19 protein-coding genes are annotated in these 15613 nt (G+C 66.4%); 9 read left to right on the top strand and 10 right to left on the bottom strand.

The features are described 5' to 3' along the window. The 3 genes from SGCZBJ_RS14520 to SGCZBJ_RS14510 all read left to right on the top strand — a co-directional run. The coding region (locus tag SGCZBJ_RS14520; protein WP_338065458.1) for a tyrosine-type recombinase/integrase at positions 1–246 on the top strand (246 nt) is incomplete at its 5' end. 366 nt (positions 247–612) lie between these two features. Continuing rightward, on the top strand, positions 613–2187 hold the full coding sequence (locus tag SGCZBJ_RS14515) for an FAD-dependent monooxygenase (RefSeq protein WP_101718711.1): 1575 nt from the start codon (positions 613–615) through the stop codon (positions 2185–2187). A 56-nt stretch (positions 2188–2243) separates the two neighbouring features. After that, positions 2244–3134 carry a LysR family transcriptional regulator gene (locus tag SGCZBJ_RS14510; RefSeq protein ID WP_101718710.1) on the top strand — a complete coding sequence of 297 codons (891 nt, stop codon included), beginning with the start codon at positions 2244–2246 and terminating at the stop codon, positions 3132–3134. Positions 3135–3240: 106 nt separating this feature from the next. Here SGCZBJ_RS14510 and SGCZBJ_RS14505 read toward each other — a convergent pair whose 3' ends face one another. The 4 genes from SGCZBJ_RS14505 to SGCZBJ_RS14490 all read right to left on the bottom strand — a co-directional run bounded on the left by SGCZBJ_RS14505 (position 3241) and on the right by SGCZBJ_RS14490 (position 6777). Next, positions 3241–4122 carry an SDR family oxidoreductase gene (locus tag SGCZBJ_RS14505; protein WP_101718709.1) on the bottom strand — a complete coding sequence of 294 codons (882 nt, stop codon included), beginning with the start codon at positions 4120–4122 and terminating at the stop codon, positions 3241–3243. Positions 4123–4265: 143 nt separating this feature from the next. After that, positions 4266–4523: an Atu4866 domain-containing protein gene (locus SGCZBJ_RS14500; protein WP_101718708.1), complete on the bottom strand. Its 258-nt coding sequence runs from the start codon at positions 4521–4523 to the stop codon at positions 4266–4268. Positions 4524–4547: 24 nt separating this feature from the next. Continuing rightward, complete coding sequence (locus tag SGCZBJ_RS14495; protein WP_101718707.1) at positions 4548–5618, bottom strand: aldo/keto reductase; 1071 nt, start codon at positions 5616–5618, stop codon at positions 4548–4550. Between the two features lie 259 nt (positions 5619–5877). Next, positions 5878–6777: a LysR family transcriptional regulator gene (locus tag SGCZBJ_RS14490; protein ID WP_101718706.1), complete on the bottom strand. Its 900-nt coding sequence runs from the start codon at positions 6775–6777 to the stop codon at positions 5878–5880. A gap of 118 nt (positions 6778–6895) precedes the next feature. On the opposite strand from SGCZBJ_RS14490, the gene SGCZBJ_RS14485 reads away from it, so the two are divergent. Continuing rightward, the gene (locus tag SGCZBJ_RS14485; RefSeq protein WP_101718705.1) at positions 6896–7288 is read left to right on the top strand and encodes a RidA family protein; all 393 of its coding nucleotides are present in this window, start codon (positions 6896–6898) and stop codon (positions 7286–7288) included. A 185-nt stretch (positions 7289–7473) separates the two neighbouring features. On the opposite strand, the gene SGCZBJ_RS14480 is transcribed toward SGCZBJ_RS14485, so the two are convergent. The 3 genes from SGCZBJ_RS14480 to SGCZBJ_RS14470 all read right to left on the bottom strand — a co-directional run bounded on the left by SGCZBJ_RS14480 (position 7474) and on the right by SGCZBJ_RS14470 (position 9646). Next, a complete protein-coding gene (locus tag SGCZBJ_RS14480; RefSeq protein ID WP_101718704.1) occupies positions 7474–8181 on the bottom strand; it encodes a LamG domain-containing protein in 708 nt (235 codons plus the stop codon). 350 nt (positions 8182–8531) lie between these two features. Continuing rightward, entirely contained in the window at positions 8532–9320 is a 789-nt protein-coding gene (locus SGCZBJ_RS14475; RefSeq protein WP_101718703.1) for an SDR family oxidoreductase, read from the bottom strand. Then, entirely contained in the window at positions 9317–9646 is a 330-nt protein-coding gene (locus SGCZBJ_RS14470; RefSeq protein ID WP_101718702.1) for a nuclear transport factor 2 family protein, read from the bottom strand. Before SGCZBJ_RS14470 ends, SGCZBJ_RS14475 begins: the two co-directional genes overlap by 4 nt. On the opposite strand from SGCZBJ_RS14470, the gene SGCZBJ_RS14465 reads away from it, so the two are divergent. Beyond that, the gene (locus SGCZBJ_RS14465) at positions 9645–10655 is read left to right on the top strand and encodes a LysR family transcriptional regulator (RefSeq protein WP_240621513.1); all 1011 of its coding nucleotides are present in this window, start codon (positions 9645–9647) and stop codon (positions 10653–10655) included. The genes SGCZBJ_RS14470 and SGCZBJ_RS14465 overlap by 2 nt on opposite strands. A gap of 250 nt (positions 10656–10905) precedes the next feature. Here SGCZBJ_RS14465 and groL read toward each other — a convergent pair whose 3' ends face one another. Then, on the bottom strand, positions 10906–12525 hold the full coding sequence (groL, locus tag SGCZBJ_RS14460; RefSeq protein WP_101718700.1) for a chaperonin GroEL: 1620 nt from the start codon (positions 12523–12525) through the stop codon (positions 10906–10908). Positions 12526–12577: 52 nt separating this feature from the next. Next, a complete protein-coding gene (groES, locus tag SGCZBJ_RS14455; protein WP_101718699.1) occupies positions 12578–12892 on the bottom strand; it encodes a co-chaperone GroES in 315 nt (104 codons plus the stop codon). A 326-nt stretch (positions 12893–13218) separates the two neighbouring features. On the opposite strand from groES, the gene SGCZBJ_RS14450 reads away from it, so the two are divergent. From SGCZBJ_RS14450 to SGCZBJ_RS14435, 4 genes are all read left to right on the top strand, one after another. After that, positions 13219–13485 (top strand): usg protein, encoded by a 267-nt coding sequence (locus tag SGCZBJ_RS14450; RefSeq protein WP_101718698.1) that lies wholly within the window; start codon positions 13219–13221, stop codon positions 13483–13485. Between the two features lie 221 nt (positions 13486–13706). Then, entirely contained in the window at positions 13707–14189 is a 483-nt protein-coding gene (locus SGCZBJ_RS14445; RefSeq protein WP_101718697.1) for an Hsp20 family protein, read from the top strand. Positions 14190–14199: 10 nt separating this feature from the next. Then, complete coding sequence (locus tag SGCZBJ_RS14440) at positions 14200–14463, top strand: hypothetical protein (RefSeq protein WP_101718696.1); 264 nt, start codon at positions 14200–14202, stop codon at positions 14461–14463. A gap of 71 nt (positions 14464–14534) precedes the next feature. Further along, complete coding sequence (locus SGCZBJ_RS14435) at positions 14535–14786, top strand: hypothetical protein (RefSeq protein WP_101718712.1); 252 nt, start codon at positions 14535–14537, stop codon at positions 14784–14786. Here SGCZBJ_RS14435 and SGCZBJ_RS14430 read toward each other — a convergent pair whose 3' ends face one another. Next, on the bottom strand, positions 14787–15149 hold the full coding sequence (locus SGCZBJ_RS14430; RefSeq protein ID WP_101718695.1) for a CZB domain-containing protein: 363 nt from the start codon (positions 15147–15149) through the stop codon (positions 14787–14789). Positions 15150–15613 lie beyond the last annotated feature (464 nt).

The raw sequence follows: 15613 nt of genomic DNA, 5'->3' as shown, positions 1-15613 counted from the left end.
GATCACGTCAGCACGCGGCAGTACGCCAGGCTCGTCGATAAGTGGGTATCGATGATCGAGCTCGAACCGAGAGCTTACGGCACCCATAGTCTCAGGCGGACCAAGGTTGCGCTGATCTACAAGAAGACCGGCAACTTGCGCGCCTGCCAATTGCTCCTGGGGCACCGCAAGCTGGAGAGCACGGTCCGGTACCTCGGCATTGAGGTCGACGACGCGCTCGAGATGTCTGAGCAGATCGATCTCTGAGCGCCGGTTTGATCGAGCGGAGGCCGCTCGGCGCACCTAGCCTATGAATGTCGCGTTCGTGGAGGTGCGCCAACGTCAGCAACTGGCGCTGCCCGGCCGGGCGACCCAGATGGGTCCCTCCCGGTTCTGATCTGTGGCCTTTGCCGGTGATTGAAGGATCGTGGCCTTTCAGATATTGAGGCGGTGTCGGAAAAGGCAGGCTTGGTCTGGTCAGCCCAAGCCCTTTCGGTAACGAAAGCTCTGGTCTTTGGCTTCGCGCCTGGACTCCCACGGCGAACCCGGACGCTCAACCGAGCGCCCGTCGTTCGTCCGGGCGTCCCAGGACGAGGAACGCTCCGGTCGAACACCATCGACCACGGAGCACTCATGCCTATCCATCCCTCTCTCACCCATGACGTCGTCATCGTCGGCGCGGGCCCGGTCGGGCTCTTTCTTGCCTGCGAACTTGGGATCGCTGGCGTCTCGGTGGCGGTGCTCGAGCAGGCCGCCAATCCGCGCTCTCCGCTGAAGGGAGCACCCTTCGGCATACGCGGCCTCTCGGCCCCGACCCTTGAGGCGCTGCATCGCCGCGGCTTGCTGGACGCGGTCAAAGCCGCACAGCTCGACAATCGATCCTCCCGCGCGGCGTTGGACGCCTCTCACTGGATGCAGCAGCCGCGCCGTCCCGCCGGCCATTTCGCCGGCATACAGTTCTTTCACGAGGACATCGACGCCGCGCGCCTGCCGTTCCGCCTGCCCAGTCCGGCGGGCGTCAACATGCCGGTGGACATGCAGTCGCTGGAGGCGGTTCTGGCCGAGCGGGCCGTCGCCATGGGCGCCGATATCCGCCGCGGCTCCCGTGTGGACCACTTCGAAGCGTCAAAGGACGGCGTGGTGGTCCAGGCTGGCGACGAGCGGCTCTCCGCCCTCTGGCTGGTCGGATGCGACGGCGGGCGCAGCGCCGTGCGCAAGGCCGGCGGCTTCGCATTCGTCGGCACCCATCCGGAGTTCACCGGCTACTCGATCGACGCGGTCCTGGCCGATCCGGAAGCGCTGTCGCCCGGGCGCAACTACACCGCGACCGGCATGTACACCTATGCTCGGCCGGGTGTGATCGCGATGGTCGACTTCGACGGCGGCGCGGCGCACCGGACCCAGGCGCTGACGCTGGACCACGTTCAGAGCGTGCTGCGCCGCGTGTCGGGCGCCGATGTCATCCTTGCCGCGCTGAACCTCGCCACCACCTGGACCGACCGCGCCTTTCAGGCGACCGACTACCGACGGGGACGGGTATTGTTGGCCGGCGACGCTGCGCACATCCACTCGCCCCTCGGCGGCCAGGGGCTGAACCTCGGCCTCGGCGACGCGCTGAACTTGGGGTGGAAACTCGCCGCCGTCATCCGCGGCGAAGCGACCATCGACCTGCTCGACAGCTATGGCGTCGAACGCCGGCCGGAGGGCGCCCGCATCCTCGACTGGTCGCGCGCCCAGGTCGCCCTGATGCGGCCCACCCCAAGCACGCGCGCGCTGGAGACCATCGTCCGTGATCTGATCGCCACCGGCGACGGCGCGACATACTTCGCCGAGAAGGTCTGGAACCTGTCGCTCCGCTACGATCTCGGCGGCGGCCATCCGCTGGTCGGCCGCAGCGTCCCGGATTTCGCTTTCACCAGCGGACCATCGGCCGGCGTACGCTTGCGCGAGGGCAGGGCGCTGCTGCTCGACTTCGCCCCCGGAGCCCCGCTCGCGGCGCTCGTCGCCCCCTGGCTGGGGCGGTTGTCCTATGTCGCCGGCGAGCCTGAGGACCGATTGGGCCTGAGCGCCGTGCTGGTCCGACCGGACGGTTTCGTCGCTTGGGCGAGCGACGAAGACGGGTATGCTGAAGGTCTGCTTCAGGCGCTGATCCGATGGGGCGGCGCGGAGCCGTCCAGCCGGCGACACGAGCTCGGAACGGTCAGCTGAGATGCTGTTGGACGAAGCTGAGGTCGAATTCGTGTCGCAAGCTGAACTCCCAAGCCATGCAGCCTGATCTCAACGCCCTTTCGGTCTTCGCGCTCGTCGCCGAGGAGCGCAGCTTTCGCGCGGCGGCCGACCGTCTCGGCGTCACGCGCTCGGCGGTCAGCCAGACCATGAGCCGCTTGGAGGAGGCGCTGGGGATCGCTCTGGTTCGACGCACGACCCGTAGCGTCAGCCTGACCGAGGAAGGCGAGCGTCTCTACAGGCAGATCGCGCCTTCGCTCGCCGAGATGCGCGCGGCCGTGGAGGCGGCGGGCAGCCTCGATGAGCGGCCGCGTGGGCAATTGCGCCTGGCCGTTTCCTCGATCGCCGAACGCTTTCTTTCGGGACCGTTCCTGGCCAGTTTCGCCAGCGCCCATCCCGACGTGCAGCTGGACGTCAATGTGACCGATGAGGAGTTCGACATCGTCGCCGAGGGCTATGACGCCGGGGTTCGCCTGGGCGAGGTCATCGAGCAGGACATGATCGCCATTGCCGTCGCCAGCGAAGAGCGCCAGCTCGCTGTCTGCGCGCCGGCTTACCGGGATCGCTTCGGGGCGCCTGCCCATCCTCGCGACCTGGCGGCGCACCGGTGCATCGGCTGGCGGCCTACGCCGAAGTCGGCGCCCTACCGCTGGGAGTTCGCCGAGGGCGGCAAGGAGTTCAGTGTATCGGTCGAGCCGGAAATCACCACCAACGACATGGCGTTGATGGTCAAGTTGGCGGTGGCCGGCGCCGGGATCAACTTCGGGATGGAGGAGTGCTTCCGACCTTCTATCGAGCGGGGCGAGCTGGTGCCGCTGCTCGAGGACTTCTGCCCGCGCTTCGCCGGCTTCTATCTCTACTATCCCAACCGCCGGAACATCTCGCCCAAGCTTCGGGCGTTGGTGGAGCACGTTCGGCGCTGGAAGTGATGCTCGCGAAATGCAGACGAGCCGCCTTCCTCCGCCGCGGCCGTTGCCGTCGGCGAGGAAAGCGGCCCGCTGGGCGAGCGGCGGCCCATGCAGCCGTCGCTCGTCGCTAGGAGACCTTCAGAAGGTGCTCGTAGCCCATCATCTCGAAGACCCGCGCGGTTTGCGCCTCGGCCACGTCGTTGATCAGCGGAGCGCCGTAGTCCGAATAGTCGATGACGGTGCGCATGGGCTTTTCGCCCTTGGGGATCGCCAGCACCCGGACGATCTCGTCGGCGACGCCCTGGACGGGCGCGTCGGCGCCGGCCAGGAGCGCGCGCAGGCCAGGCCCGATGTTGTCGAAGTCGCCCTTGAACCGCTCATAGCCCTCGACGACGTCCTGGTCGCCCGGATGGACGGCTGACTGGAAGTGGGCGGTGCCGTCCGGGAAGATGCCCGGCATGACGATCACCGTTTCGACGCCGAAGCGGTTGACCTCGTAAGCCGTGACCTCGGCCAGGGCGTCCAGCGCGTACTTGCCGGTGATGTAGGGCCCCACGAACGGCGTGACGATGCGGGTGATCGTGCTGCCGACATAGAGCAGGACGCCGTCGCCCTGCTTGCGCAACTGGGGCAGGGCGGCGCGGTTGAGCCTGTGGGCGCCCACGACATTGGTGTTGAGGCAGTCGGTCAGCTGCTCGGGCGTGAAGCCCTCGTAGACGCCGATGAAGAGGTGGGCCGCATTGTGGATGACGATGTCGAGGCGGCCATGGTCGGCGACGACCTGATCGACGGCGGCCTGGCAGGAGGCCTCGCTGTGGATGTCCAGGTCGACCACGCGGACATAGCCGCCATGGTCCTGGGCGTAGGTTTCCAGCGCCTCGCGACGGGCCAGGCTGCGCCCGTTGGGATCGCGCACGCCGGCATAGACCGCGTAGCCCTGGCGGATGAGGGTTTGGGCGGTGAGCAGGCCCATGCCCGTTCCTGCGCCCGAGATGATCACCGTTTTCATCGTGTATCTCCTTGATCGCGCTCCAGAAAAGAAGGTGATCGCCAGCCTGGAGGCGTGCGCCAGCGATCCCGGCTCGCGGGGGCTTGAGGTTCGGATTGGTTGGATGTTGAGGAGGCGGCCGGGCGTTTGCCCGGCGAGGGCGACTAGCGTTGCCGGAAGAAGATCATTCCGCCGTGGTGCAGCTCGTCTGGGGTGACGAACTCGCCATCGGCCGTGAACCCGGTGTCGTCCCAGTAGTCGATGTGGTTGGCGTCGACTTCGTATCGCCCGCGATAGGCGCTCTTCCTGGCCCCGCGCGCTTCGTCGTAGCGGCCGTTGGCGAGCAGTTCCTGGCGGATGCGGCCGTCAGCGGTGACCCACATGCCGACATAGGGGTACTGTGCAGCTGCCTGCGGCGTCATGGCCGGCTCCTTTCTGCTGAGGTTTCAGCGCCGGGCCTGCAGCGTCGAGGCGCCGAAGATCAGCTGCTGGGCCATGGGGCGGCCGATGAAGCGGTCGGGGAAGATCGGCGTCGGCGCGCTCGCCGCGGTCAGTCGGGCCAGCTGGCCGTCGTCGAGGGTCACGTCCAGGGCGCCGAAATTGTCCTGCGCCTGCTCCAGCGTGCGCGCGCCCATGATCGGCGAGACGACGGCGGGATTGGCCAGGGTCCAGGCGATGGCCACCTGCGAGCGCGACACGCCCAGTTCCGCGGCGACCTCACCGACGACGTCGGCGATGTCGAGCGAACGCTGATTGAGGTGGCCGGTGGAGGCGATCACGCCCTTGCGGTCGGCCGCGACGTCGGAGCCGTTGTCGTCCGACAAGTCCTCGCGACGGTACTTGCCCGTCAGGATGCCGCCGCCCAGCGGGGACCACGGCATGACGCCCAGGCCCAGCTCGCGCGCCATCGGCATCAGCTCATGCTCGACGGTGCGTTCGACCAGGCTGTACTCGATCTGCAGGGCCACCAGCGGCGCCCAGCCGCGCAGGTCGGCGATCGACTGGAGCTGCGCGACCCGCCAGGCCGGGGTGTTGCAGATGCCTACATAGAGGATCTTGCCGGCCCGCACGAGGTCGTCCAGGGCGCGCAGCACCTCCTCGGGACTGGTGGTGAAGTCCCAGGCGTGGAGGTACATCAGGTCGATCCGGTCGGTGTCGAGCTGGCGCAGGCTAGTCTCGACCGAACGGACCAGATTGTAGCGGTGGTTGCCCCCCGAATTGATGTTCGAGGGATCGCGCGCCATCGTGAACTTGGTGGCGACCACCATCCGTTCGCGCTTGTCCTTGATGAAGCCGCCCAGCATGCGTTCGGACGCGCCGTCCGTGTAGTTGACGGCCGTGTCCACGAAATTGCCCCCGCGATCGACATAGGCGTCAAAGATCCGGCGGGCGTTGGTCTCGTCCGCGCCCCAGCCCCAGTCGGAGCCGAAGGTCATGGTTCCCAGCGCCAGCGGCGATACGCGAAGCCCGGAGCGGCCGAGCAGGCGGTAGTGATCGAGAGCGGTTTTGATGGTCATCGCGATCTCCTTTCGGGAGGTTCGGGGTGGAGGGTTCTTGTGCCGCCGAAGCCGCTGTCGAAACCTAGCCACGCCTCAGTGTCGCGATAAGTCAGCTATTGTTATCCAATGTGGTTAGTTTCTCTAACCAATGCCGACTGGCGGCGCCGGTCTACGCAGCGCGCGGCCGCGCGTCGGGCACGAGCCCAGGCCAGGAGCTGTGGTGGCCGCCCCGCCGCCGTTATCGACCTTTGTATCGGCCGGAGAGGGGAGTTCCTCTTCAGCCCGCCTTGCTGACTTCCCTAACGATGTCGAGGAACGCCCGAAGCGCGGAGGGGACGCTGCGATGTCCCGGATAGTAGACGGCCGCGGCTTCGGTGGCCTGGAGCCACGGCGAGAGCACTTCGCGCAGCTGTCCGGCGGCGAGCGCGGCGGCGGCCGCGGCCTCGACCACATACGCCACGCCGAGGCCACAGACGGCGGCGTCGACCATCAGCTCCTCGTCGTCGAGCACGACGGGCCCGGTCACATCGACTGAAAGCGCTTGGCCGTTTCGCTCGAAATCCCAGCGATAGAGCCTCCCACCGGGCAGCCGGTGGCCGATGCAGAGGTGCGTCTTGAGATCCTCGGGGGTCTTGGGCGAGCCCATGCGACCCAGATAGGCGGGCGACGCCACGCAGACAAATCGCATGGGGCGGGTCAACGGCACGGCGATCATGTCCCGCGGAATGGAGCCGACCAGTCGTACGCCGGCGTCGAAGCCGCCGGCCACGATATCGACCAGCTCGCCCTCGACGACGATGTCTATGCTCACCTCGGGGTGGCGGGCGGCCATCAGCGGGAGCACCTCCCTGACGATCAAGGCCGCGCCAACGCGCGGCGCATTGATCCGCACCGCGCCTGTAACCTCGCCGCGAAAGCCGGCGACGCTTTCGAGAGCGTCGTCCAGCGCACCTAGCACCGGCTTCAGCCGGGCCAGCAGTTCCAGTCCGGCCTGGGTGGGCGCGACGCTGCGGGTCGTCCGGTTGAACAGGCGCACGCCAAGCCGGGCCTCCAGCGCGCGGATCGTATGGCTCAAGGTGGAGGGGGCCGTCGCAAGCTCATCGGCCGCTCGGCGGAAGCTGCGATGGCTGGCGACCGCCACTAAGGCCGTCAGGTCGGTGATCGAAGGGCGCGACATTGATGGCGATTTCACATCAAGGCGTGCTGATTTCAAACTCTAATCAAACAGTCCGCGCTGCCGCATCTAAGCCCCGTCGACGGACTTTCCGCTGTCGGCCGTAGAAAAGGAGCACCTCATGGCCAAGCGCGACGCGATCTTTCCTAACCCCAAGAACGCCCTCAATGACCTTCACCAATACTCGCCGGCGATCCGCTCAGGCGACCTTCTCTTCGTATCCGGCCAGGTCGGCGCACGCGGCGACGGTTCGCCCGAACCGGACTTCGAGGCCCAGGTCCGGCTGGCGTTCGCAAACCTGAAGGCGACGCTGGCGGCGGCCGGATGCGGACTGGACGACATCGTCGATGTGACGAGCTTTCATACCGATCCAGAGAGCCAGTTCGATACGGTCATGGCCGTCAAGAGCGAGGTGTTTCCGCAGGCTCCCTATCCAAACTGGACGGCGCTCGGCGTGACCTGGCTCGCCGGCTTCGACTTCGAGATCAAGGTCATTGCGCGCATCCCTCGATAGCGGGCAGCGAACACGGGCGGGGCCAAGCCGAACAATGCCGGCCTGGCGCCGCGCGCTCGGCGAAAGCGGGCGGAAGAACTGCTTGCCGTAGGGAATTGGCGCTGATCCAACCGCGTCGACATCCCGAGACGCGTTCGGGGACGATCGCTGGCGCCGCCCTGTTCTGGCGCGGAAGCGCCTGATCCTCACGACCCCGATGACGTGACCCTCACGCCGCTGAAATGGGCCAGGGTGCCGGGGCCGATCCAAAGCGCCACGGCCCCCTTGGCGTCGGCGCCGTGCTTGAGGTCGCTGACGATCAGGGTCGGCTGCTCGGCGCCGTCGACATAGAGGCGGGCGTGGGCGCCGACCACGACGATCCGCACATGCGTCCACCGACCAGGCTCGAGATCGACATAGGTCTCGTACTGGGAGGGGGCTTCGGCGCGCAGCCGTTCCCAGGGATAGGCGGGGTGGGAGATGTACTGGACGGCGTGGTTGCGGCGTAACTGGTCTTCGGCCCGCCCGTTGGTGGGACGCAGATAGATGGCCTCGAGCTTGCCCTCGTCGTGCACTCGGAAGGCCAGGCCGACGAAGCCTCTGGCCGTGGCACTGGCCGTGGCGCTGGGGGCGCCGCTTATCCACGCCTCGATGACGCCGTCGCCGAAGGCGGGCGTGTCCAGCATCACCAGCCGGTCGAGCCCCGGGGCGTTTTCCAATGCCGTGGCGCGCAGGGCCGGACGGCCATGATACTCCGTTCGCGCCGTCTCAACGCCGCTGGCCCGGATCGCTCCGGTCTCCAGTCCCGTCCCGACGACGCGCGGCGCGGCGAGGGCCGCCAGGGACCTGGCCGAGGCGATCGACAGCGCCACGCCGCCGATCGCGGCTCGACGGGTTTGAGCATTGCCGGACATTGAAGGCTCTTGGTGGTGGGACGTCGCAGTTTCATGGTCATGCATGGCCGGATCAAGGCCATGCTTGGCGGCGCTCAACCTGATCCGAAGTGAATGGGCATCGCCTTCACTATCCACCTGATCTCAGGCCTGATGAGCGCGCCAACCGCTTGTTCGGCTGGTCGTGTTTGCGCAGGTAGGGCAATGTCTGAAAATGGCGCGACCCGGCCGGCGACGCACACGTTCGAGCCCAGGTCAGGGGGCAAGAGGATAGTCGCATGCTGGCCGAATGCAGGCACTGACCGCTGGCGCCGACGTCGGGCGGTTCCACGCCCAACCCCTCAAAGAAGAGCGTGGACGATTGCCAAAGGTCAGACGGTCGGCACCGTCCCGCCGTCGATGACGAACTCGGCCCCGTGAATCGCGGCGGCGCGGTCCGAGGCCAGGAAGGCGATAAGGTCGGCGACTTCCGACGGCTCGGCGCCGCGTCCGATCGGGATCCCGCCGATCCAGGCCATGACGGCTTGCCGCGCGTCCTCGAACGTGCCGCCATTGGCGGCCTGCATGGTCTTCACCAGATCGACGGCGCCCTCGGTCATGATCCAGCCGGGACAGACGATGTTGATCCGGACACCCTTCGGGCCCAATTCCTTCGAAATGGATTTGCTGTAGGTGCGCAGCGCCGCCTTGGCGGCCGCGTAGGCCGTGGTCGACTCAGGCAGGGGCAGCACCGATTGGGTCGAGGTGACGTGCACTACCGCGCCGCCGCCTCGCTCGATCATTTGGGGGATCAACAGGCGATCGAGCCGAACCGTCGCCAGAAGGTTCAAGTTCAGTTCCGAGAGCCAGAGGTCGTCGGTCAGCGCTGCAAAGCCGCCGGGCGGCATGGCCGACCCGCCGAGGTTATGGGCCAGAATGTCGATCCCGCCGAAGCGCGCGAGCGCCGCCTTGGCCAACGCTTCCCCGCCTTCCGACGTGGTCAGGTCCGCCTCCACGAACTCGACGCCCTCGATGTGCTCCACGGCTGCGCGGGCGGCGGTGATGACACGGGCCCCGCCGGCCACGAACCGTTCGACGGTGGCGCGGCCCAGACCCTTGGTGCCGCCGGTGACGAGCACGCGCTTGCCGGCGAACTCGGTCGGATCAACCTTGCTGGTCATACCGTGATCTCCACGGCCTTGATGGCGTCGCCTTCGAGCGTGAAGCGGTAGGTGAAGCGGATCGGGCTTCCAGGAAACTCGCCATGGGCGGGGCCTTCGACGACGACCAGGCCGTCCTCTTGGCGGGCGCTGTCCGGCGTGAAGATCGCCTTCGCGGGCGCCACGGCTTCTTCCAAGAGGCGACGGATTTCAACGTGGCCGCTGAAGACCTTGCCGTTGTCACGGAGGACGGCGTCCGCCGCGAACGGCCGGAGCATGGCGTCGACATCGAGCCGGGCGTTGGCGGCTACATAGGCCGCGATCGGAGGGGGGAGTTCAAGTGGCATGGGTCATGTCCTGCTGCTGTGCTCTGCAGCAAAGTTAGGCGTGGACATTCATCAGTATAATCGGGACAAAACGGAACGACCTATCACGAATATCGGGACAATGGCGCAGCACAGTCTGACCGAACTTGATGCCGTTCTTATGGTCGCGCGGCGGGGGAAATTCCGTGCGGCGGCCGTTGAACTCGGGGTTTCCACGACGGCGCTCAGCAACGCGATCGGAAAGCTGGAGCAGGCGCTCGGTGTGCGGCTTTTCAACCGCACCACTCGGAGCGTCTCTCTCACCGAGGCCGGGCAACGGTTCGTCGATCAGGTCGCGCCCGCCGTTCGGGAGATTCATGAGGCGATGGAGGCCGCGCGCTCCCAGCAGGCCGCCCCGTCCGGCACCCTGCGCATAAACGCCTTTCCGACGGCGGCGCGCGAGATCTTCGCCTCGCTCATCCTGCCGTTTCAGCGGCTGCACCCCCAGGTCCACATCGACATCGTAACCGAGGGCCGCCTGGTCGACATCGTCGCCGGCGGCTTCGATCTTGGCGTGCGCAGCGCCGACCGGGTGCCGGCAGACATGATCGCCGTGCCGCTTGGCGGCGCTCGGCGCAATGTGGTGGTTGGCTCGCCGAGCTACCTGCAAGCGCGCGGGACGCCAAAGGTGCCGCAGGACCTGGCCGCCCACGCCTGCCTGCGCGTCCGCCTTCCAAACGGCGCCATCCATCGCTGGCCGTTCGAGAAAGACGGCCAGGTGATCCATGTCGACGTCGACGGTGGTTTGACCTTGGACGAAGCGAGCCTCGCCCGCACCGCGGCTCTGGCGTCCGTCGGCCTCATCCTGGCGATGGAGTCCGATGTGCGAGAAGACATCGAGGCGAGGCGACTTGTCACCGTGCTGGACGACTGGACGCCCACGCTGCCGCCCTTGAGCATCTACTATCCAAGCCGGCGTAATCCGACCGCTGCGTTCAAGGCGTTCATCGACTTCGTAAGGCGGCAAGGCGGATCGACGGGCGGCGGTTAGCTTCACCGAGCGCCTGGATGAGGGGGCGGCGGTGGATGAGTTTTCGGCCTTAAGGCGGAGCTCCCAATCTCCAGCATCGGGCGATCTCGCCTCCGCTGAGTGTCGGGTTGCCGAGGGGGCTCCAAGGGCAGCTCATGGCGCTGGCAGGACCGTCAAGCGGTTGGCCCCTGACGCTTTGGAGTAGCGGACTTCAACCAAAGAAAGAGGGGCCCGAAGGCCCCTCGAAGTTAGCGTCCGCTAGGCGCGATGATCAGTATTCCATCGCCGGAACCGGAGCCGGCGCGACGTCCTTGGGCGCCTCGGCAATCAAGGCCTCGGTGGTGATCAGCAGCGAGGCGACCGAGGCGGCGTCCTGCAGGGCCGTGCGCACCACCTTGGCCGGGTCGATGACCCCGGCCTTCACCAGGTCCTGGTACTCGCCGGTCGCGGCGTTGAAGCCCCAGCTGTAGTCGGTCTTCTCCAGGAGTTTGCCGACGACGTACGAGGCGTCCTCGCCGGCATTGGCGACGATCTGGCGGGCTGGGGCCTGCAGGGCGCGGCGCACGATATCGAGACCAGCCTTCTGATCGTCATTGGCCGGCTTGACGCCGTCCAGGGCCTTTAGGGCGCGCAGCAGGGCCACGCCCCCGCCGGGCAGGATGCCTTCCTCGACGGCCGCGCGGGTGGCGTGCAGGGCGTCGTCGACGCGGTCCTTCTTTTCCTTGACCTCGACCTCGGTCGCCCCGCCGACGCGCACCACGGCCACGCCGCGGGCGAGCTTGGCCAGGCGTTCCTGCAGCTTCTCGCGGTCGTAGTCGGAGGTGGTGTCCTCGATCTGCCTGCGAATCTGGGCGACGCGAGCATCGATCTCGCCGCGCTGGCCCGCCCCGTCGACGATGGTGGTGTTGTCCTTGTCGATCGTGACCTTCTTGGCCCGGCCGAGCATCTCGACGGTGATGTTCTCCAGCTTGGTTCCCAGCTCCTCGGAGACCACATTGCCGGCGGTCAGCACCGCGATGTCCTCGAGCATGGCCTTGCGGCGATCGCCAAAGCCCGGAGCCTTGACGGCCGCGACTTTCAGGCCGCCGCGCAGCTTGTTGACCACCAGGGTGGCCAGGGCCTCGCCCTCGACGTCCTCGGCGATGATCAGCAGCGGGCGGCCGGACTGCACGACCTTCTCCAGTAGCGGCACAAGCGCGGCCAGGTTCGAGAGCTTCTTCTCGTGGATCAGAATGTACGGGTCGTCGAGCTCGACGCGGAGCTTGTCGTTGTTGGTCACGAAATACGGGCTGATATAGCCGCGGTCGAACTGCATGCCTTCCACCACCTCCAGCTCGGTGGCCAGGCTCTTGGCTTCCTCGACCGTGATCACGCCCTCGTTGCCGACCTTTTCCATAGCCTCGGCCAAGATGCGGCCGATCTCCTCATCGCCATTGGCCGAGATGGTCCCGACCTGGGCGATCTCGGTGTTGGCGCTGATCTTGCGCGCGTGGCTCTTGAGATCGGCCACCACGGCGCCGACCCCCAGGTCGATGCCGCGCTTGAGATCCATCGGGTTCATGCCGGCCGCCACGGCCTTGGAGCCTTCACGGACGATGGCTTGGGCCAGCACAGTGGCGGTCGTGGTGCCGTCGCCGGCCAGATCGTTGGTTTTGGAGGCCACCTCGCGCAGCATTTGCGCGCCCATGTTCTCGAACTTGTCCTTCAGTTCGATTTCCTTGGCGACGCTGACGCCGTCCTTGGTGATGCGCGGGGCGCCGAAACTCTTGTCGATGACGACGTTGCGGCCCTTGGGGCCCAGGGTGACCTTGACCGCATCGGCCAGGATGTCGACGCCACGCAGCATGCGGTCGCGCGCGTCGGATGAGAACTTTACTTCCTTGGCAGCCATGGTTCCTACTCCTCTCGGTTGGGCTGTCAGTGGACGGAAATGGGATGGCGAATTAGGCGGCCTTCTTGAGCGTCGCCTCCGTCTCCAGAACGCCGAGGATATCGCTCTCCTTCATGATCAGCAGGTCCTCGCCATCGATCTTGATCTCCGTGCCGGACCACTTGCCGAACAGGACGCGATCGCCGGCCTTGAGGTCCAGCGCGACCAGCTTGCCGGCGTCATCGCGGGCGCCGGGGCCGACGGCGACCACCTGGCCCTGCTGGGGCTTTTCCTTGGCGGTGTCGGGGATGATGATGCCGCCCGAGGTCTTCTCCTCGGCCTCGATGCGGCGGACGACCACACGGTCGTGCAAGGGGCGGAAATGCATGCATAACCTCCAGATGCAAAACAGAATGTGATGGGTCCACCGGGCTCGCACCTAGCGGACGGACGTCAAGCTAGGCGGCGCCGAAGAGGCTTCAAGAGCCCGCGGTGAAAATTTTTCGACGGGGTTGGATCCGCCCCTGGCGGCCGTTTGCGATGGTCCCTGACGGCTTGACGCTTCCAGCGCCTGGGCCAAAAAATCAGCGCACGCGAATGCGCGTGATCGGCGTTCGCTGACGGGAAAGGATCAAAGAACAGGAGGTTCGATTTGCCCCGCGCCCGTGTCTCTAACGCCAAGCGCCTGGTCGCTATCGCCTGAGGACGCCGCCCATGGACAGGGATTTTCTCAAGCAGCTCGACGGCTACGGCCTGGCGACCGCCCAAATCCACTACTATCGGCTCGACTATCCGGCCGTGCTTCAGCTCTACGTCTGGCAGGAATACGACCTTGCTCCGCGCTTTCCCATGCTGCAGGCCTTTCTCGACCATTGGCGGCGCGAGATCGAAGCCGCGCTGCACTCGGTCCAGGTCGCCCACCATCGATTGATCGGTCCGTCGGAGTGGCGAGCCGTCAATGGCGTGATCTCGCTGCATTAGCCCCCGGCAAGCCATGCGCGGTGGCTCGGCTCCGCCTTGGCTTTGGGCCCGGTGACACCTTGGTTCACGGATCGAAAAATTTCTGATGCGAGCGTCTTGACGCGTTTCGGCCGTGTCCTAATTCATCGCCTGCTTGCCGGGCGCCGACAGGGCCTGGCCCTGGGGCGCATAGCGCGTGGCTCGGCGCCCCTCACGTCCAACTTGCTTTCGAGGAGATGGAAATGAGCACTGTTTTTGATTTCAGCCCTCTCTACAGCTCCATGATCGGTGTGGATCGCATGGTCGATCTCGTCGAGACCGCGCTCCGCACCGAGGCGAGCGCCAGCTATCCTCCGTTCGACATCGAGAAAACCGGCGAGACCGCCTACCGCATTTCGCTGGCGGTCGCGGGCTTCGCGCCGAAGGATCTCGAGGTCGTGGCCCAGCCGAACCTCCTGGTGATCAAGGGCCGAAGGGCGGCGAACGAAGACCAGGGCGCGCGAACCTTCCTTCACCAGGGCCTGGCCCACCGCGCGTTCGAGCGCCGGTTCGAGCTGGCCGACTATGTCGTGGTCAAGGACGCCGTCCATGCCCATGGCGTCTTGTCGATCGATCTGGTCCGCGAGGTGCCCGAGGCCTTGAAGCCCAAGCAGATTGCGATCGGGGTCGGCGCGCGCCAGCAGGCGCTGGAGCTCAAGCCGGCCAAGACGCGCAAGGCCGCGTAAGGAGCTGGCCATGCGCACGCATACCCATGCGAAAGATCGGGCTCGGCCATGGCCCGTTCGGCCGGCGGTCGGCTTCCTCCACCCCTTGGAGGTGCTGAAGGATCAGGATCTCGATCTCGCCGAAAAGCGCGAAATCCTGGCGGCCTGGGCTTCCGATGCGAGCGCGGTCGAGCATCGGCCCAGTCAGAGATGGCTCTTGGGAACGCCCGCGCCTGTGCCGCTCAGCGAGGTCCTGTCCGCGCTGCGCCGCCTGGACCGCGACCTGTTCTCTTGAGTTGGGGCGGGCGGCCGGCCAGCCGATGGTCGGCCGCCACTTCGCTCCGCTCGCTGCTTTGCGTTATGATCATGCCTTGTTTCATCTTTGTCGAGCCGTCGAGCGACGGCTGGATCGTTCGCGGCGACTTCCGCGACAGTCCCCTGCAGTTCACCACCGGCGCCCGGGCCGAGCAGGCCGCGCGTGACTTGGCGCATCGCCTGGCGGACGCCGGCGAGCCTGTGGTCTTGGAGATTCGCCTGCGCGATGGCGCGCGCGCCGGCCGGTTCCTGTTTCCACCTCACGCGGCGGACACGGAAGCGGGCTTGGCACTGCGCGCTTAGCTAGGCCGCAAGCGACTCAGCCGTCGCCCGCATTCGCCTTAGGGCGGCGGCAAGGTCTGAAAGCGCCAAGGCGAAGGGCGACCCATTGCGGAGCGATTTCTGAGCCTCGGACCATTGCCCGCGATTGATTTGGTCGGCAACCAAACCCGCCTGCTGGTGGAAGGCCCGATGGTTTTCCAGCAAGCCTAGGAAGGCATGGTTGCCGGCCCAACGCCGGGCGCCCTCGCCGTGGATCCAGCAGCCGGTGGGGCAGTGACGATCCGATCGCAAGGCGGCCAAATCGATCGGTTGTCGCTCGCTCAGAGCCGCGACGAGCGCTTCGCGGATGTGGTGATGGTTGTGTGCGTGTTCCTGAAAATCCATGACCAAACCTCTCGGCTCAATCCAATGCGGGGGTTTTCGCGCAGGATGGTTGCCGGTTGGTTTTCGCTGGATCGCTGTCCACAGTTTTTGATGGTCTGATGCACGGCCCTTCTCTCGATCGCGCAGTGATTTCCCCCTGGCGAAACGTCGCGCTGTCAGATGGCGGCGGAAGGTCCAGTTCCTGGAGGTGCATCAAGGGCAGCAACTGGCGCAGCCTTGCCACGCCGACACCAGGATGAGTCAGACAGATCATGTCGGACAATAGCTATACTGCATGCCGCCACAGCTGATGGCGAGAGAGGACCGCACCCCGGCTTTGGGCAAAACGGCGGGCGTAGCTAGGACGATTTCCCAACAGGAAACCTAGACTCCAAGGCCGCGCTTTGGAAGAACTCGGTCTGATATCCACGGTCGATAAAATTGGGGGGAGCGAATGCTCGCACGACTGGTCATCGCTTCGATCA

Source organism: Caulobacter zeae (assembly GCF_002858925.1).
Classification (GTDB): Bacteria; Pseudomonadota; Alphaproteobacteria; order Caulobacterales; family Caulobacteraceae; genus Caulobacter; species Caulobacter zeae.
This window is presented reverse-complemented; position numbering and strand designations above follow the sequence as displayed.

Excerpts from the sequence above, each read along its gene's own strand:
- SGCZBJ_RS14515 (WP_101718711.1), top strand. The coding sequence starts at position 613 with ATGCCTATCCATCCCTCTCTCACCCATGACGTCGTCATCGTCGGCGCG.
- SGCZBJ_RS14510 (WP_101718710.1), top strand. The coding sequence starts at position 2,244 with ATGCAGCCTGATCTCAACGCCCTTTCGGTCTTCGCGCTCGTCGCCGAG.
- SGCZBJ_RS14505 (WP_101718709.1), bottom strand. The coding sequence starts at position 4,122 with ATGAAAACGGTGATCATCTCGGGCGCAGGAACGGGCATGGGCCTGCTC.
- SGCZBJ_RS14500 (WP_101718708.1), bottom strand. The coding sequence starts at position 4,523 with ATGACGCCGCAGGCAGCTGCACAGTACCCCTATGTCGGCATGTGGGTC.
- SGCZBJ_RS14495 (WP_101718707.1), bottom strand. The coding sequence starts at position 5,618 with ATGACCATCAAAACCGCTCTCGATCACTACCGCCTGCTCGGCCGCTCC.
- SGCZBJ_RS14490 (WP_101718706.1), bottom strand. The coding sequence starts at position 6,777 with ATGTCGCGCCCTTCGATCACCGACCTGACGGCCTTAGTGGCGGTCGCC.
- SGCZBJ_RS14485 (WP_101718705.1), top strand. The coding sequence starts at position 6,896 with ATGGCCAAGCGCGACGCGATCTTTCCTAACCCCAAGAACGCCCTCAAT.
- SGCZBJ_RS14480 (WP_101718704.1), bottom strand. The coding sequence starts at position 8,181 with ATGTCCGGCAATGCTCAAACCCGTCGAGCCGCGATCGGCGGCGTGGCG.
- SGCZBJ_RS14475 (WP_101718703.1), bottom strand. The coding sequence starts at position 9,320 with ATGACCAGCAAGGTTGATCCGACCGAGTTCGCCGGCAAGCGCGTGCTC.
- SGCZBJ_RS14465 (WP_240621513.1), top strand. The coding sequence starts at position 9,645 with ATGGGTCATGTCCTGCTGCTGTGCTCTGCAGCAAAGTTAGGCGTGGAC.
- SGCZBJ_RS14470 (WP_101718702.1), bottom strand. The coding sequence starts at position 9,646 with ATGCCACTTGAACTCCCCCCTCCGATCGCGGCCTATGTAGCCGCCAAC.
- groL (WP_101718700.1), bottom strand. The coding sequence starts at position 12,525 with ATGGCTGCCAAGGAAGTAAAGTTCTCATCCGACGCGCGCGACCGCATG.
- groES (WP_101718699.1), bottom strand. The coding sequence starts at position 12,892 with ATGCATTTCCGCCCCTTGCACGACCGTGTGGTCGTCCGCCGCATCGAG.
- SGCZBJ_RS14450 (WP_101718698.1), top strand. The coding sequence starts at position 13,219 with ATGGACAGGGATTTTCTCAAGCAGCTCGACGGCTACGGCCTGGCGACC.
- SGCZBJ_RS14445 (WP_101718697.1), top strand. The coding sequence starts at position 13,707 with ATGAGCACTGTTTTTGATTTCAGCCCTCTCTACAGCTCCATGATCGGT.
- SGCZBJ_RS14440 (WP_101718696.1), top strand. The coding sequence starts at position 14,200 with ATGCGCACGCATACCCATGCGAAAGATCGGGCTCGGCCATGGCCCGTT.
- SGCZBJ_RS14435 (WP_101718712.1), top strand. The coding sequence starts at position 14,535 with ATGCCTTGTTTCATCTTTGTCGAGCCGTCGAGCGACGGCTGGATCGTT.
- SGCZBJ_RS14430 (WP_101718695.1), bottom strand. The coding sequence starts at position 15,149 with ATGGATTTTCAGGAACACGCACACAACCATCACCACATCCGCGAAGCG.